Genomic DNA, 17,118 nt, shown 5'->3' on the forward strand with positions numbered 1-17,118 from the left:
TGTAAGCACCAACTATATGATGTGTTGCAGCACATCATATAGTTGTTACATCACTTGGAAGATCATCCGTATCTCCCGTATACCTTTCTGTCGTTATGACCTGTCCTGTTTCCTCTTTTTCTTTCTTTTCTCTCAGTTTCCATTGTTGGACTTTGACCTGAGCGATCAGAATGTCGATTACTTTGGAGGTGATATCTACAAATGTGTCATTCAATTTTCCATTCTCTTCATCTGTCAGAATATAATCCACAGCCTTGTCTACGATCTCTTCAATCATCTGTTTATTTTTAGCTGTAGAGACATCTGTGAAAAGACCTTCAATTACATTGAACACAATTTCCCCAATTGCATGCTCTAACCTGCCTGTGATGTAACTTCCTACCAACGGTACTTTGTTGATATCCTGAATTTCACTGTTGTCATTCACAGCTTCTTTGATTACATCATCAATGTATTCTTTTGCTTCGTCCTTGTATTCGTTATAAGCTTTTTCTGTTGCAATACTTACCTTTTCTGATGCCCATTGGATGATTTCGGTCTTATGGGGTTTTATAACATCGTTAATGATTTGATCTGTGACATTGTTGCCTGATTGGATTTCAGCTTTGATGCCTTGTAGAATATTGACCACCACTCGATCAGTGATCTCTTCCATAATAATGTTGTAGTAATGAACCACCGTACGCACGATGTCACTCTTGTATAAGTTGATGATGCCTAGGTTGTGCCAACGGTATAGAATAGCTAAAAAACGGAGGAGTCTGAGCCAACGGAAGCTATCAAAAGGTAAACTACCTAATAAGTCATAGAAGTGAAGAACAGGGTAGAAAAACCACTTGTCATAAGTCTTCTTCCTGACTGCGATAATCCAGCTGATAAAAAACTCTGAAAGGTAGATGACAACGAAGATACCGTCAATCAGGTTGAAGTTTTCATAAATATTATCATGATAAAGATAATAGAAGGATGGTAGGTATTCCTGAAGTATGTCTTGTACCCATTCATTGGAAAAAAAGCCGTTAAAAAAAATGAGAACGAGGTTGACAGAAAGCAAGGTGAGCATTACAATGTCAACGAGCAACTGCTTACCTTCTTCTCCCTCGGTAAGGTGAAACTTAAGTGTTTTGATCAGTTTTGTGGTAAACATGATATGTATGTTCTACAGGTCAGGTCTGTCTGCGGAACTGACACAGAAAGTAAATCTTAAAAATTGAAATAGATTGGATAAGCACAAAATTGTAAAAATTTATTCCAATTTTTTATTTTTCTGACCAATTATGTTTGAAATAACTACTCCTTGGGAAGAGTTTTAGGATATAACCTTTTCCATACAATTTTTAATTCGTATAAGTTGGTTATTTTTGCATCTTGGCAATTGCCCAATGATTCGGCAATTGCTGAGGAATTTGAAATAGAAACATCTTATAAACAAGCTTTAAATACCTGTCCCAAATGGCAAATAAGGATCAAAATCAGGACAATCTGTTCCAGAAAGTGGTTTCCCATGCTAAGGAATACGGTTTTGTATTCCCTTCAAGTGAAATATATGGTGGATTGCAGGCTGTATATGATTACGGCTCCAACGGTGCAGCACTAAAGAAGAACATCAAGGACTATTGGTGGGCTGCGATGGTGCAGATGCACGAAAACATTGTAGGCATTGATGCAGCCATCTTTATGGATTCACAAGTGTGGAAAGCGTCAGGTCACGTGGATGCCTTTAATGATCCGCTAGTGGACAACAAGGACTCCAAGAAAAGATACAGAGCCGACGTACTTATTGAAGACCATATTGCCAAATATCAGGCAAAAATTGATAAGGAAGTAACAAAAGGGAAGAAGAAGTTTGGAGACGGATTTGATGAAGTGCAGTTCTTGGCGACAAACCCCAATGTACTTCGTAACAAAGGTAAAATCGAGGAAATTGAGGGCAGACTGAAGAAAGCGTTGGAGGATGAGGATATGGCAGCTATGAAGCAGTTGATTGAAGACTGTGATATTGCTTGTCCTATCAGTGGTACCAAAAACTGGACTGAGGTTCGTCAGTTTAACCTGATGTTCAATACTGAGCTAGGTGCTGTAGCTGGTGATGCTGCAAAAGTTTACTTACGTCCAGAAACAGCTCAGGGTATCTTTGTGAACTTCCTGAATGTAATGAATACTACGCGTTTGCGTCCTCCATTCGGTATTGCACAGATTGGTAAGGCATTCCGTAACGAGATTGTTGCTCGTCAGTTTATCTTCCGTATGAGGGAGTTTGAACAGATGGAAATGCAATATTTCGTGAAGCCAGGTACTGAAATGCAATGGTATGAGTACTGGAAAGACCTGCGTCTGAAGTGGCACTTGTTGGTAGGTAGTGAGGAAAACTATATTTACCACGACCACCTGAAAACGGCACACTATGCCAATGCTGCAGTAGATATCGAATTCAAGTTCCCATTCGGAACAAAAGAGTTGGAAGGTATTCATTCTCGTACAGATTTTGACTTGACAGCTCATCAGGAACTTTCAGGAAAGAAACTTCAGTATTTCGATACAGAACTGAATAAAAACGTAGTGCCATATGTGATTGAGACATCAGTAGGTTTGGATCGTATGTTCCTGTCCGTTCTTTGTGGTGCTTATACTGAAGAGAAGATTGAGGATGGTGACAAGACGAAGGAAAGAACTTACCTGAAGTTCCACCCTGCACTGGCACCTATCAAGGCTGCAATTTTCCCTCTGACCAAAAAAGATGGTTTGCCTGACAAGGCAAGAGAAGTGATGGAAGAGTTGAAATACGATTTCACCGTTTCATATGAGGAGAAAGATGCAATCGGAAAACGCTATACTCGTCAGGATTTGATTGGTACTCCTTTCTGTATCACAGTCGATCACCAAACATTGGAAGACAATACAGTGACGGTGCGTGAGCGTGATACAATGGAGCAGTTCCGTCTGCCTGTAAGTGAACTGAATAAGTTTATTGGAGAGAAAGTATCACTGAAAGAATTGCTGAAAAACTTGAAGTAGTTTTAGGCGTCTTAGCAAATACAAAAGCCATTTCCTGTTTTCTAATGGGAAATGGCTTTTTTTGATACTATGTTTTGGATAAATTGTATTTCTTCGTGATACGATGCTTGGTAATACCATGTATATTGCATTTTAATATATCACAGGAATACCTTTTATTAGGGCAAAGTGATTCAAAACTTGTTTACGTATCACACTTTTATTAAGACAAACAGTCTTCTTTTGCAATGCTGCTCCAAATAGCCAACAACAAATATTAAGAAATAGCAGTGCAAAGACAGCGTATCTTAGGATAAACTAAAACTACTTCCACACATGAGAGTATCAACCGTACTGCTATTGTTCGGGCTGGCGCTATTGTCCTCATGCCAGCAGTTCAAATCATTTACTTATCAGAACAGGGCTATGAGAAATGAAGCCCTTATCAAACGAAAAGCAGAAAGTGGTTATGCTGTTCGTTCTGAGTCATCTAAAAATAATTTATCATCCACCAATTATTCTGAAGCAACAGGTGAGCGTATTAGTGACTCAGACAGGCTATCAGACAATGTTCAGGAGGTGTATGTTGACCCTAATAAAATACTGACTCCTTTTGAGTATATAGACCTTTATAAGCGCTACGCCATTATGAGTATGCAGAAAAAGGGAGTGCCAGCCAGCATTACTTTGGCTCAAGGACTTTTGGAGTCGGGTGTAGGGAATAGCCGTTTGGCAAAAGAAGCCAATAACCATTTTGGAGTAAAGTGTGGAGGAACATGGGATGGACCTTTTATCAGAATGGATGATGATGCCAAGAATGAATGCTTCAGGCAGTATCAGTCAGTATTGCATTCTTATGAGGATCATGGAGATTTTCTTCGCTCTCGCACTTGGTACAAACCATTATTCGAGCTGAAAATCACAGATTATAAAGGATGGGCATATGGTCTTAAGAAGGCAGGTTATGCAACAGACCCTAAATACCCCCGAAAACTAATTGACATTATCGAAAAATATGACCTGAACAGGTTTGATAAAATATAGTTGAAGATATACTAGACTAGAGATTTAAGGTATTACTTAATCTCTAGTCTAATTTTTTTAGGACACTCTTAGTCCATATGTCCTTTTTGCAGGATTCGTTTCATTTTGGCAATGACCATATTAACGGCTACCCTGTTTTTACCTCCTCTAGGAATGATCACATCTGCATAGCGTTTTGAAGGCTCTACAAACTCAAGGTGCATTGGCTTTACAGTTTTAAGGTACTGCTCTTTTACAGACTCAAACGTTCTGCCTCTTTCTTTGATATCACGCTCAATTCTTCGCAGTAAACGTTCATCATCATCCGTATCCACAAAGATTTTCATATCAAGTAACTTGCGTAGTTCAGGGATCGCAAAAATCAGTATACCATCGACAATAACAAGCTGTGCAGGCTCTATTCTGATCGTCTCCTTTTTGCGGGAGTGAGTCGTAAAGTCATAGACTGGTCTTTCAATGGCATTTCCCTTTTTAAGCTCAAGGATATGTGAAATCAACAAATCAAAGTCAATCGAATCAGGATGATCAAAGTTAGTTTTAGCTCTTTCTTCTACACTTAGCCCTTTAAGGTCTTTGTAATAAGCATCTTGCTCTAGTTGTACAATCCCTTTTTTGATATTCATCAGTTCATGTGAGACGGTTGATTTTCCAGATCCCGTTCCCCCAGCAACACCTACAAAAATGCAGTTATTCATAAATGATTGTTGATTTAAATTCAAGAAGTTAGTAATTAACGGAACAAAGTCCGTGTAGAGATTATGCACAGAAACCTTGGAGACCCAATGAAGATCACTCGGACTCCATGTGCATCAAATAATACCGCAAAAAAAACTAAACCTACCTTTTTTTCCTAGTCTGGATTATCAATCAATAATTTCCAATGCAAAACATTCATCAATGGCTACGCAATTATTTCGGTTGGAGTTACCGTGAGCGCAACGGCTTTATTGTACTGATGCCACTTACGGTGCTGTTTCTGGTCTTTCCAATGATCTTTTCAAAAGTGTCAGTCCTGTTTATAGAAGATCACAGCGAGTCAGATAGGATTTTGCTGGATAGTTTGGTTGCTGTGATTGAAAGTCAAAAACATATCCAAGAACCTCCTGCTTATTTTGTGTTTGACCCAAATGAAATAGTAGAAGCAGAATGGATAAAATTGGGTGTATCAGAAAGATTGGCTAACAGGATTGTCAATTATCGAAGTAAAGGAGGACGGTTTTATAAGAAGTCAGACCTGAAAAAGATATATGGTTTTCCAGATACTTTATATAAAGAACTCGAGCCTTTTATTTTACTTGCAGCAAAAGAAAATAAGACACTGAAAGCTGACTCAGCTCCTACAAAAACGAGGGTTGAATATTTTAACTTTAATCCGAATACTTTATCAAAAGAAGGATGGGAGAAGTTAGGAGTGCGATCCTATATTGCTGAACGTATTTTGAAGTACAGGGCAAAAGGAGGACGCTTTTATGTGAAAAAGGATTTGCAGAAAATATATGGTTTTCCGGAGAAGACTTATCAGATGGTGTCATCTTATATTGACCTGCCTGATAGTTTGCCAAGAGCAAAGATAAAGGAGAAAAGGTTAGACCTTTTTGATATCAATAAAGTGAAGAAGGAAGAGCTAGTCACCTTAAAAGGAATTGGAGAAAAGACAGCTGCAAGAATTATTAAATACCGAAATCTATTGGGAGGAAGCTTTTATTCCTTAAGTCAGTTGGAGGAAGTTTGGGGAATACAAGCTTATCAGTTAGAGAAACTGCAACAACATGCTTTGTTAGATACTATTTTCATCAAAAAAATATCCATAAATCAAGTTGATGAACGTACATTATCAAAACACCCGTACGTTGAGCATAAAATAGCTGAACGAATTATTCGATTCAGGAGACAACACGGGCCGTTTAAGGGTTTTACTGATTTGCTTAACATCAAAGAAGTAAATGAAAAGGACTTGAAAAGAGTTCAACCCTATTTATGCTACTAACTTTTACTATCTAAATACTATGAGGTCTTTTTTTGTATTTTTTTGTGTATTACTGCTATCTGCTCTAACAGTAAAGGGGCAGCAATTAGAGAGAAAGTCACTTTTAGTGGAAGACTTGAAAATTCTTTCGAGTGATGAAATGGAAGGACGAAAAACAGGGACTACAGGTAGTCAAAAAGCGGCAGATTATATCATAAGCCGATATGAGACAATAGGCCTGAAACCTTTAAGTGGAGGAGGGTATACCTTCCCATTCACTTTCTACAATAAGTTTCTACGAAGCAATTTTGATGGGGTTAATATTTTAGGATTTATTGAAGGGAGCCAGTACAAGGACAAGTTTATAGTGGTTTCTGCTCATTATGATCATATGGGCGCTAATGGCGTAGAGATTTACAACGGAGCTGATGACAATGCTTCTGGTGTGGCAGCAATGCTTGAAATAGCAAATTTTTTCAATATAAACCCTCCATTGTATTCAATACTTTTTGCAGCGTTTGATGCGGAAGAAATGGGATTACAAGGGGCGAAGTCGTTTATCTATGAGGGGCCGCTTTCAAAAGACCAAATCGTTTTGAATATCAATCTGGACATGGTAAGTAGAGGCGGTGAGCATAACGTGCTTTATACAGCAGGAACTCACCAGTACGCTTTTCTTAAACCTATTGTGAAACGAGTAGCTTCAAGTTTTGATTTCAAGTTGAAGTTTGGTCATGATAGACCAAAGGATAAGGGAGCTGAGAATTGGGTGTTTGCTTCAGATCATGGCTATTTTCATAAAAAAGGTATCCCGTTTCTCTACTTTGGAGTTGAGGACCATCCTGATTATCACAAACCAACAGATACATTTGAAAAAATAGACATTAAGTTCTACCAAGAAGTAGTGAGTTTTTTGGCGGCTGTGGCTGAAGAAATGGATCGAAACCTTGGCAAGGACCAATAAAAAAAGTAGTAACCCAGCCAATGAGTGACACTGACCAGAGGGTTACTACTTTTTTTGAAAGTTACAGTATGCTGTAGGGGAAGGAATCGAACCTTCACGGGGCGGTTAGGTAACAAAGGTTTGCAGATAGAAAATCGTCAAATCCTTGAGACTTTATACCGGACTCCCCACCCCCGAGACAGGAGGGCATGTCTGCCAGTTTCATCACCCTACAGTGTGATTTAGATTTGAGATGTTAGACCTAAGAGTTGAGACTTTGTTTCTCTTGCTTTGTGTCTGAAATCTCAATTCAGTTGAAAGCTGTAGGGGAAGGAGTCGAACCTTCACGGGGCGGTTAGGCAACAAAGGTTTGTAGATAGAAAATCATCAAATCCTTGAGGCTTTATACCGGACTCCCCACCCCCGAGACAGGAGGGCATGTCTGCCAGTTTCATCACCCTACAGTGTGTAGTTGTATATTCTATTTCAAATACTCAATTATAGCCGTTTGCTATAAGAGCAGCTGTAGGGGAAGGAGTCGAACCTTCACGGGGCGGTTAGGCAACAAAGGTTTGTAGATAGAAAATCATCAAATCCTTGAGGCTTTGTACCGGACTCCCCACCCCCGAGACAGGAGGGCATGTCTGCCAGTTTCATCACCCTACAGTGTGTAGTTGTATATTCTATTTCAAATACTCAATTATAGCCGTTTGCTATAAGAGCAGCTGTAGGGGAAGGAGTCGAACCTTCACGGGGCGGTTAGGCAACAAAGGTTTGTAGATAGAAAATCATCAAATCCTTGAGGCTTTGTGCCGGACTCCCCACCCCCGAGACAGGAGGGCATGTCTGCCAGTTTCATCACCCTACAGTGTGTGGTTCTATTCTGTCTGTAGATAAAGTTCCCTAAAGTTGAACTTTACTATTTTTTCAAATATCATCTCGTTTGATTGATATTTCTTTAAGTATTTCCCTTTCTTGTTGATACAAAGTAAAATAAAACTCTCTTTTATTGCAAATAATTTAAGTAAATGAATTGATTTTTATTGTATTTTCAAATTAAACATAGAAATGTTGAATTATTTTTAATTAATCGGCTTTGATGGCTAGTTTAATTGATAAATTTTTAAGGTAAAGGTTAGTATGTTACTAAAAGAGCAAATAAAAACCCCTCCTGTTGTATCTAGGAGGGGTTTTAAGCTTTTAGAATAGAAAAGCCTTAAGCCTGTTTCAACTGTCCGGAGGGTACAATAACTTTACTTGTGTTAGCTTGAAGTTGTTTTAAAGTACGTATAGCACAAACATTGACTTCCTTACTTTTTCCTTTCAACGGTACAGAGCCAAGGTTTACATAAACCAATGATGGAATAGCCTTCGCTAACTTTTCTGTAATCAAAAACTTTTCATGCAGTTCCTGACATTTATACATAAGCCTTGAGGCAGTATTCAAGACATCACTATGATAAGCAATTTCCTTTTTGATGATTCCTACCTCAGCTACAGTGACGAGCCCCATATTAGCACCCGCTTTGAAGCTAGGTACAACTCCATATTTGTCTGTATATACTTGAGCCTTCTGTTTAATCTTATCTTGGAAGTCAAAAAACAATCTAATGAAATTGGCTTTTTTCAATCCTTCTTTTGTCTTCCATGTTAATACTACTTCATCGCCTACATACTGATAAACTTCAGCTCCGTATTTGAAGATGCTGTCAGTCAGGTCACGATAGTACTCTTGCAGCATTTGACTATACTTCAAATGTCCCAGTTTCTCTGCAAGCTGGGTAGAGTTGTTAAGGTCAATAAACATAAAGATGCGATCTTCCTCCTTTGGGATCTGGTACTTACCTGTCATAAGATGGAAGAATACACCAGGACCTAACTTGTCTTTGATTTGGGCAATCAAGTTGATGATGGTTGCCCAAACCAGTATATAGAGCGAAAATACCAATATAGTTTTATCAAAAATGAAAATACTGATGACATCTACTAAACCCACATTATTGTAATGTGTAGCGGCTACAGCCAAAATGATAAGGCTTAGTACGATTGCAATAATGACAGCGGTAAGGAACGATACCCCTCTGTAAATCAATGAATTTGCATAGCACATCATGTACTTGCGTTCTACCTTTTTGAAGATATATTGATTCAACCAGAAAAGAACACCAACCGCAGCACCAATTATGGTAGTAATCAGTAAGCTATGATCAAACATAGTCTGTTTGAATATACTGGTGACCATTGAGTCTGATTCATACTCAGTAATGCCGACAAGGCGAATCAAGCGGAAAAGCTGTACTGCCAATATCCAAGTAATAAGGGTGTGGAATAGGCTTTTCCATGTTTTATATTGATAGTAGTTGACCATTTATAAATGCTTTTATGGATTAATTAACAAGATGACTCTCAAAGCCTAAAGTAAGTAGGAATGCAATTACAGAAAGTACGATTCCATACATAAATACTGTATAAGACCTTCGGAGCAGCTTGTATTTACGGGCTAAGACATGGCTTAATGCATGAATATCCATGATCATGTTATCGTAGACGGCATCGCCTTTTTTCATGGTATGCTTCATGGCCCATGTATATTCGTCTAAAGTATAGTTATGGAAATTACCAAAGAACATCAAGTTGGTTTTGCCATCCAATACTTTGTCCTTGCTGAATTTCCCTTCCATTATATTAGGACGAGTAGCCATTAATGCTAATACGACTGTTACTAAGGAAGTTGTTGCAAAAATTGTTGTTGGAATGAACATAAAATCCTGAACATGCTGTCTGTAGATCAAATAGAAGATCAAAGACAAAATCATGGAATTGACTGAAATCATGATATTGGCTTTCTTGTCAGCCATATCACTCAGGTTTATATGATTCAGGGCAACAATTCTGAACATGGTTTCAACCCCTTTTACATATTCTTTCTTCTTTTTTTTCTTCTTCTTCTTTTCCTTTTTTTCTTCTACAGCACCTGAATTGTTTTCTGTTTCTTTGATAACCTTCTCTAGGTTAGCTTGCTTTACAGGCTCCAAATGTTCCAATGCATAGTCTGTGAAGTATTGGTGCTTGCTTAGGAAAGTGACATTGTTTTCCTTCCATTTTTCAGAACTGCAAGTATTACCAAACACTTCTTTCAATTCCTGATGGAGGAGCTTGCTTTTTTTCTCAAAATCCTCAGTCCCTAAATGAAAAAGGTCTGCATCCTTTATAATCTTCTCTGGAAGTGTTTGGGGAAGCTGCTGAAGTTTGGTAGCCAAAATATACTGCTTTACCTTTTCAATCAGCGCTTTATCAGCATTATTTGCTTTCAGAAACTTCTCGGCAATGATGGCGCTGCTTTCTTCGTGAGCATAACAGGAGTGGTGGTACCCTGTGTCATGAAACCATGCGGCAATGCAGAGGGCTTCAGCTTCCTCTTCTGAAATACCTTCAGCCTGACCAATCTTCTTGACGTTTTCCACTACTTCTTTGGTGTGCGCAAGTGAATGGAAAAAGAACTTGTGGTCTTTCTTTTCCTTGAAAAATTCATTGACGAATTGTTCAGCCTTTTCTGTAATGGATTGTTGAATAAGTCGCTCTTGCATTAGGAATCAGGGAAATTTTGGTGAATCAAAACCTGCTGTTATACCTATAACCATTATAAGTAACAAAGAGTTGGGACATACTAGATGCCGTAAATATTCATCAGGACTAAAAAGGTTATTGACGAAATGACAATACCGATCATGAAGATCGTATAAGAAATCCTCAACAGCTTGTATTTACGGGCAAGCACTTTACCTAGAAGGTGGATGTCCATGACCATACTTTGGTAAACAGCATCTTCTGTCTCCATAATGTACTTCATGCCCCATTGGAATTCTTCCAGCGAAACCTCATGGAAGTTTCCAAAGAACAGCAGATTGGTTTTTCCTTGCATGACCTCCTCACGGCTGAAAGTACCTTTTGTAATATTCGGGAGGGTCGCCAATATTGCAAACAGGACTGAGCCAAGGCTCGTCAGCATAAAAAGTGTAGTTGGAATAATCATAACCCCTTCTACATAGAACCTGTAGATCAAATAGAAGAAGAGGGAAATTATGGTGGTATTAACCGTAATCATGATATTGGCTTTATTGTCAGCCATTTCACTTAGGTTAATGTGGTTTCGGGATGTAATCCTGAACATTGTTTCCACTCCCTTGGTGTATTCCTTTCGCTTCTTTTTCTTACTAGAAGGAGCTTTATCTTGAACTGTAGCTTCTTGCATTTTAATTGATTAAGCTATGTGAATTGAGCTAAGCAATTGTATTGAAGTTGATTATCGGTAAAATGAACTTGTCTGATAATACAACAATTATACCTTGCAAGAAAACCATAATATATTGAAATTGTTACACTCGGTAACAATGTTTTACAATACCGAAAGCGGATGGACAAAATTCTACAAGCTGTCAGACAGCAACACATAATGGCGATGCTGCCCATAATTCTTCTCTTTTTGACCTGCTCATGTGGGCGAAACAGCCAATCGACAGAATACTCAGAGCATGACACCTCAAATTATGTTGACATGATCGCTGGATATGCTATCAATGCACCTACCAAAAAATACAATATGCCTGCCGAGTTACAGGAGATTTCAGGAATATCTTATTGGAAAGATGATCTGATCGTTTGTGTGCAGGACGAGTTGGGCTATCTATTCTTTTATGACCTAAAAGCTGAAGAGGTGGTTGGGAAACAGAAGTTTGGAAAGCCGGATGACTATGAAGGCGTTGCTGTAAGAGGAGATGAGGTATTTGTAATCAGTAGTGACGGAAAGCTTCATCGGGTAAGGTTGATGGATGAGGAAGCCGAAACAACAGTTTATGAACTTCCTTTTACAAGAAAGAATGATTTGGAAGGACTTTGCTTTTCTGCTGATGGAGCATACTTACTTGTGGTTCCGAAAGGACGTGGAGGCATTGATGGTAAAAAGAAAAAGAAAACGCCTGTTTACCGATGGTCTTTGGAAACGGAGCAACTGGAGGAATCGGCTTTTATAGAAATCGATTCAGGTGATTTTGATAAGGTAAATGAAGATGCAGACAAAGATTTTATGCCTTCTGGAATAGCCATCCACCCAAACACACAGTCTTATTTTGTTTTGGCGCATCAAGGCAAAAAGCTCGTAGTGCTTTCTCCTGACCAGCAACTGGAAGAAGTGGCTCTCTTGGATGATGAAATCTACAGACAGCCTGAAGCGATTACCTTCTTGCCCAATGGAGACCTACTGATAGGAAGTGAGGGGCGGGGTAAAAGAGGTTATATATTGTACTTTCCTTATGAAAGGTAACCGTAGGTTATAAGGATTGAGGTGAACTCTAATGCGGAAGCGCCAATTTTTATCATAATGAACAAAAACTATTTACATAGTCTACTATCTCTGCTTTTATGCTTTCCTGTAATTCTTTTTGCACAGGAGCGACCTTCTGATACTGAAAAATCCTATACCATTCTACTTATCGGTGATGGAGGAGATGCTATCGAAAAAGATGATAATGTCACCTTACTGAAGGAACGTGCAAAAAAGGCAGGAGTCAATTCAGCTGTAATTTATCTGGGAGATAATGTATACCCTTGGGGAGTTAGGGAAGGGGATGACCTATTTGTACAACTTGATACAGGAAGGTTGTTTAATCAGCTTAGCCCATTTTTGGATTATAAGGGTGATATAGTCATGATTCCTGGTAACCATGATTGGAATCAAGGAAGTCGAGATGGGTATGCTTACATCATAAGAGAAAATGCTTATGTGGATAAGTTGATGAACAAAAATGTGCTTATACCTGACGGTGGTTGCCCAGGGCCAATTGCCATACCCCTAAATGATGAAATTCTCATGGTGGTGCTGGATACTGAATGGATGGTATTCCCTTGGGATAAGCCTAAAGGAGATCAATGTGATGAAATCGAAACAGAAGAGGATGTAATCTCGCAGCTTGAGGATATTATCAAAAGTAACTCGCATAAGAAAATCATAGTGGTTGGGCATCACCCAATGTACACTTATGGTTCCCATGGAGGAAAGTTCAGTTTCAATGACCATGTGTTTCCTCTTACACTCATTAAACCTTGGTTGTATGTACCATTGCCTATAATAGGGTCTATTCACCCCCTTTCCCGCAAACTGGGTATTAGCCCTCAAGACAAGTCTAATTTCCGTTACAAATACATGGTGGAACGCTTTGAAGCCATATTCAAGGAGCATCCCAATCTGATTTATGCAGCAGGGCATGAGCATAGTTTACAGCATATAGTCAAGGACAGTGTACAGTACATTGTGAGTGGATCGGGTAGTAAAACGACTTATGTGAAAGGCGGTTCTTACTCAAGGTTTCATGCAGAGGAAATTGGTTTTGCCGAAGTAAGCTTTTACAAGGATGGAGCGGTATGGGTAGATTTTTATGTAGGAAAAGGAGATAAAAAGGGAGAGGTAATATATTCCCAATATCTGTTTACAGCTCCTTACCAAGGAGAGCCTGAACCTGAAATAGTGAATGTGAAAGCATTTGCAGACAGCACGGTTATGGCAGTAGCAAGTGACCAGTATACAGCAGGTAAATCCAAGAGGAATTACATGGGAGATAATTACAGAGATGTATGGAAAGCTCCTGTGGAAGTGCCTGTTTTTGATATTGGTAGTGAGCATGGAGGTTTGAAGATAGTGAAGCGGGGTGGCGGCATGCAAACAAGATCTTTACGGTTGGAGGCTCCTGATGAAAAACAGTATGTATTGCGTTCTGTTGAGAAATACCCTGCAAAGGCGATTCCTGTATTCCTGCGTGGAACAGTGGCAGAAGATATTGTGCAGGATCAAATTTCGGCATCCAACCCGTATGGCGCATATATAGTTCCTTCTTTGGCTGAAGCAGCAGGTATTTACCATACAAACCCCAAACTGGTTTACGTTCCTGATGATCCCCGATTTGGTGATTATAGAGAGGAGTTTGCGAATGGACTTTACTTATATGAGGAAAGACCGGACGATGATTGGAGCGATGCTGCTTATTTTGGTAACTCTGAAAAGATTTACAGTACAGGTAAGGTATTGGAAAAGGTTAAGGAAGATAACGATAATGTAATTGACTATAAGTTTGTACTTAGAAGCCGCCTTTTTGATATGGTGATTGCCGATTGGGACAGACATGATGACCAATGGCGATGGGCGAGTTTTGAAAATGAGGGCAAAGGAAAGATGTTTCGTCCAATACCTCGAGACCGGGATCAGGTATTTTTTATTAATGAAGGTATTCTTCCGAAAATAGCTTCCCGAAAGTGGGCACTTCCTAAACTGGAAGGTTTTAATGATGAAATTAGGTGGCCAGAGGGATTAGCTTTTAACGCCCGTTATTTTGATAGGTCATTTTTATCTGAAGCCTCAGAAGAGGAATGGATTGCTGAAGCAGATTCTCTGAAAGCAAGATTGACGGATGCGTCTATTGAAAAGGCTGTAGCAGAATGGCCGGATACAGTACAAGCATTAGTGGGGAGTGAAACGGTTCGAAAACTAAAAGCCAGACGGGATAAGATACCTGAGTATGCGGCAGAGTTGTACACTTCACTAGCCAAAGAGGTGGATGTGACAGGTTCTGATAAGAAAGAGTTGTTTGAAGTAGAACGGAAAGAGAATGGGGAGACAGCAGTAACCGTAAGGAAAATCAGTAAGAAAGGAAACTTGAAGCAGGAGCTTTATCATCGAACCTTTTACCCTGATGAAACCAAGGAAGTACGCCTTTATGGCTTTGGAGGAGAAGATGAGTTTAAGCTGAATGGAACATCCAAGAATGGCATCAAGGTAAGGATTATTGGAGGAGAAGGAGAAGATGTAGTCGAGGATAACAGTAATGCAGGGATTTTTTTAGGAAATGGAACATTGGTATATGACACCAAAGGGGATACTAAAGTCAATAAGGGAAAAGATACTCGCCTAATGTTGAGTGATGACGTGTCAGTCAACAACTATAACCGTAAAGCTTATAAGCCAAATGTGGCGTATCCTTTACTTTTTGCCACTTATAATGTGGATGACCTTCTAATCATAGGAGGGGGGACACTGATTCAGCGATATGGTTTCAGAAAAGAGCCATTCTCTTCACAGCATTTGATATTGTTGGGTATTTCCCCTTTTACAGCAGCGAACCGCATCGTTTACCGTGGAGATTTTACAAAGGTGTTGGGTGACTTGGCTTTGTCAGTAGAGGCAGATATTAATGTGCCAACCTATGTCAGTAACTTTGCAGGCCTTGGGAATGAGAATGAATATGACGGCGATAACTTCAAGTTTTATAGACTGAACCATGAACGTTCTATGGGAAAAATCATGCTCAAGAAGTTTATGGGAGAGAGACAGAGAAGTCACTTTGCATTTGGCGCAGCATTAAATAGAGCAGAGATCGATGAAGATAGGGATAATAATGAACGCTTTATTGGACAATTTGCTGAAGAAAATGAGGGAGTTTTTGAAACTCACTATAATTACTTGGGAGCTCAAGTCAATATGAAAGCAGACGGTCGAGATCGACCTATGTTACCTACTTATGGGGCTGTTTTTGAAGCTGAGGCTACAGCTTATGCACCACTCTCAAATGATTATGAACATTATTTCAATTTGAAAGGGGAAGGTTCTATTTATTATTCTTTTCGCTTGCCAACATTGTTGACCTTGGCAGGAAGAGTGGGAGGCGCTGCTAACTTTGGTGACTATTCTTTCATTATGTCAAATAGATTGGGAGGCGTACAAAACCTGAGAGGTTATAGAAAAGAAATATTTTGGGGAAGACATTACATGTTTACCAACCTAGAAAGCCGATTACAATTGTTCCGAATCAATACCCCTTACTTAAGAGGGTCAGGTGGTGTTTCGGCCTTTTGGGATAGCGGTAGGGTTTGGTTGGATGGTGAAGACTCAGATAAGTGGCACAATGGCTTTGGTGGGGGCTTTTTTGTTGCACCATTTAACATCGCTGCCCTATCACTTTATATGAGTTTTTCTGAAGAGGATAGTTGGCTTTTCAATTTCCGTTTTGGATTCTCATTCTAAGAGGTAAAGAATTGGTGGATTTGCTGACAGGCATAGTCAACCTCTGTTTCACTTAACCCAATATAAATTGGAAGACTCAATGTTGTCTTTGCAATGCGCTCAGCAACTGGAAAACTCTTCTTGTTTCGGGATAAGTCAGCAAAGACTTTTTGTAAGTGCATCGGTACAGGATAATGAATCAAAGTGCCGATGCCTTTTTGATGTAAAAAAGTCTGAAGTTCATCCCTTTTCTCCGTTTGGATTGTGAATAAATGGTAGACATGTTGATAACCTTCCTGTTCGACAGGAAGCTTTATTTGTACAAGTGATGAAAGCCTTTCCAGATACCAACGGGCAATCGTTCTTCTTTCTTCATTCCACCTTTCTAAATACTCAAGCTTAATATTTAAGATAGCGGCTTGAAGCTCATCAAGTCTTGAGTTGGTTCCAAAAGTATCATGAATGTATTTGTCAGATGAACCATAGTTCCGTAACCGAAGGCATTTTTCGTAAAGCGTTTGGTCATTGGTTGTAATGGCTCCGGCGTCTCCCAACGCACCAAGATTCTTGGTAGGGTAAAAGCTTGTTGCACTTAAATGTCCAAAACTGCCCGTTCGCTTTCTATTGAAGGTAGCCCCTTGAGCTTGTGCATTATCCTCAACGACAAAAAGTCCCTGTGTGGATGCTATCTCCATTATCTCACTGATTTGGCAGGGATGTCCATAAAGGTGGACAGGGATTACAGCTTTTGTTTTAGAAGTAATAGCATTTTTAACCTGTGATGGGGAAATATTACCTGTTTCAGGAATTACATCCACAAAAATAGGGGTAGCACCTGTATGTATAACAGCTAAACCAGTTGCGGCAAAAGTCAGTGCAGGTACGATCACCTCATCTCCTTTTTTTATTCCCAAGGCTTTCAGTGCAAGATAAAGGGCATCCATGCCATTGCCTGTACCAACACAATAGTTGGAGTTACAGAAGGAGGCAAACTGCTCTTCAAACTTTTGCAGTTTTTGCCCCATGATGTACTGTTGTCCGTCATAAAAAGCTTCAAATGCAGCAAGTACCTGAGAGCGTATTTGCTTATTTGAGTCTTCAAAAGATAAAAAAGGTACTTCCAAG

At 39.4% G+C, this 17,118-nt stretch carries 12 protein-coding genes; 6 read left to right on the top strand and 6 right to left on the bottom strand.

The features are described from left to right. Positions 1 to 34: 34 nt before the first annotated feature. A complete protein-coding gene (locus V6R21_RS31900; RefSeq protein ID WP_334247525.1) occupies positions 35 to 1,147 on the bottom strand; it encodes a hypothetical protein in 1,113 nt (370 codons plus the stop codon). 305 nt (positions 1,148 to 1,452) lie between these two features. Between V6R21_RS31900 and V6R21_RS31905 the strand changes: the two genes are divergently transcribed. After that, positions 1,453 to 3,015 carry a glycine--tRNA ligase gene (locus V6R21_RS31905; RefSeq protein WP_334247526.1) on the top strand — a complete coding sequence of 521 codons (1,563 nt, stop codon included), beginning with the start codon at positions 1,453 to 1,455 and terminating at the stop codon, positions 3,013 to 3,015. A gap of 315 nt (positions 3,016 to 3,330) precedes the next feature. Then, entirely contained in the window at positions 3,331 to 4,038 is a 708-nt protein-coding gene (locus tag V6R21_RS31910) for a glycoside hydrolase family 73 protein (protein ID WP_334247527.1), read from the top strand. Positions 4,039 to 4,106: 68 nt separating this feature from the next. Here the strand turns inward: V6R21_RS31910 and udk are convergent, their stop codons facing one another. After that, positions 4,107 to 4,733, bottom strand: coding sequence for a uridine kinase (udk, locus tag V6R21_RS31915; protein ID WP_334247528.1), 627 nt, complete (start codon positions 4,731 to 4,733; stop codon positions 4,107 to 4,109). A 185-nt stretch (positions 4,734 to 4,918) separates the two neighbouring features. Between udk and V6R21_RS31920 the strand changes: the two genes are divergently transcribed. Both V6R21_RS31920 and V6R21_RS31925 read left to right on the top strand, forming a co-directional pair. Next, complete coding sequence (locus V6R21_RS31920; RefSeq protein ID WP_334247529.1) at positions 4,919 to 6,025, top strand: ComEA family DNA-binding protein; 1,107 nt, start codon at positions 4,919 to 4,921, stop codon at positions 6,023 to 6,025. Between the two features lie 19 nt (positions 6,026 to 6,044). Further along, positions 6,045 to 6,968 (top strand): M28 family peptidase, encoded by a 924-nt coding sequence (locus V6R21_RS31925; RefSeq protein ID WP_334247530.1) that lies wholly within the window; start codon positions 6,045 to 6,047, stop codon positions 6,966 to 6,968. Between the two features lie 1,195 nt (positions 6,969 to 8,163). On the opposite strand, the gene V6R21_RS31930 is transcribed toward V6R21_RS31925, so the two are convergent. The 3 genes from V6R21_RS31930 to V6R21_RS31940 form a co-directional block, all read right to left on the bottom strand. Continuing rightward, positions 8,164 to 9,315 carry an adenylate/guanylate cyclase domain-containing protein gene (locus V6R21_RS31930; protein WP_334247531.1) on the bottom strand — a complete coding sequence of 384 codons (1,152 nt, stop codon included), beginning with the start codon at positions 9,313 to 9,315 and terminating at the stop codon, positions 8,164 to 8,166. Between the two features lie 19 nt (positions 9,316 to 9,334). Beyond that, positions 9,335 to 10,534: a Pycsar system effector family protein gene (locus V6R21_RS31935; protein WP_334247532.1), complete on the bottom strand. Its 1,200-nt coding sequence runs from the start codon at positions 10,532 to 10,534 to the stop codon at positions 9,335 to 9,337. Positions 10,535 to 10,614: 80 nt separating this feature from the next. Next, entirely contained in the window at positions 10,615 to 11,199 is a 585-nt protein-coding gene (locus V6R21_RS31940) for a Pycsar system effector family protein (RefSeq protein ID WP_334247533.1), read from the bottom strand. 162 nt (positions 11,200 to 11,361) lie between these two features. Here V6R21_RS31940 and V6R21_RS31945 point away from each other — a divergent pair, with 162 nt between their 5' ends. Continuing rightward, positions 11,362 to 12,267, top strand: coding sequence for an esterase-like activity of phytase family protein (locus V6R21_RS31945; RefSeq protein WP_334247534.1), 906 nt, complete (start codon positions 11,362 to 11,364; stop codon positions 12,265 to 12,267). A 57-nt stretch (positions 12,268 to 12,324) separates the two neighbouring features. Continuing rightward, positions 12,325 to 16,014 (top strand): BamA/TamA family outer membrane protein, encoded by a 3,690-nt coding sequence (locus V6R21_RS31950; RefSeq protein ID WP_334247535.1) that lies wholly within the window; start codon positions 12,325 to 12,327, stop codon positions 16,012 to 16,014. Here V6R21_RS31950 and V6R21_RS31955 read toward each other — a convergent pair. Further along, a complete protein-coding gene (locus V6R21_RS31955; RefSeq protein ID WP_334247536.1) occupies positions 16,011 to 17,117 on the bottom strand; it encodes a DegT/DnrJ/EryC1/StrS family aminotransferase in 1,107 nt (368 codons plus the stop codon). The genes V6R21_RS31950 and V6R21_RS31955 overlap by 4 nt on opposite strands. Position 17,118: the final 1 nt, after the last annotated feature.

This window comes from Limibacter armeniacum, assembly GCF_036880985.1.
Lineage (GTDB): Bacteria > Bacteroidota > Bacteroidia > Cytophagales > Flammeovirgaceae > Limibacter > Limibacter armeniacum.

Excerpts from the sequence above, each read along its gene's own strand:
- V6R21_RS31900 (WP_334247525.1), bottom strand. The coding sequence starts at position 1,147 with ATGTTTACCACAAAACTGATCAAAACACTTAAGTTTCACCTTACCGAG.
- V6R21_RS31905 (WP_334247526.1), top strand. The coding sequence starts at position 1,453 with ATGGCAAATAAGGATCAAAATCAGGACAATCTGTTCCAGAAAGTGGTT.
- V6R21_RS31910 (WP_334247527.1), top strand. The coding sequence starts at position 3,331 with ATGAGAGTATCAACCGTACTGCTATTGTTCGGGCTGGCGCTATTGTCC.
- udk (WP_334247528.1), bottom strand. The coding sequence starts at position 4,733 with ATGAATAACTGCATTTTTGTAGGTGTTGCTGGGGGAACGGGATCTGGA.
- V6R21_RS31920 (WP_334247529.1), top strand. The coding sequence starts at position 4,919 with ATGCAAAACATTCATCAATGGCTACGCAATTATTTCGGTTGGAGTTAC.
- V6R21_RS31925 (WP_334247530.1), top strand. The coding sequence starts at position 6,045 with ATGAGGTCTTTTTTTGTATTTTTTTGTGTATTACTGCTATCTGCTCTA.
- V6R21_RS31930 (WP_334247531.1), bottom strand. The coding sequence starts at position 9,315 with ATGGTCAACTACTATCAATATAAAACATGGAAAAGCCTATTCCACACC.
- V6R21_RS31935 (WP_334247532.1), bottom strand. The coding sequence starts at position 10,534 with ATGCAAGAGCGACTTATTCAACAATCCATTACAGAAAAGGCTGAACAA.
- V6R21_RS31940 (WP_334247533.1), bottom strand. The coding sequence starts at position 11,199 with ATGCAAGAAGCTACAGTTCAAGATAAAGCTCCTTCTAGTAAGAAAAAG.
- V6R21_RS31945 (WP_334247534.1), top strand. The coding sequence starts at position 11,362 with ATGGACAAAATTCTACAAGCTGTCAGACAGCAACACATAATGGCGATG.
- V6R21_RS31950 (WP_334247535.1), top strand. The coding sequence starts at position 12,325 with ATGAACAAAAACTATTTACATAGTCTACTATCTCTGCTTTTATGCTTT.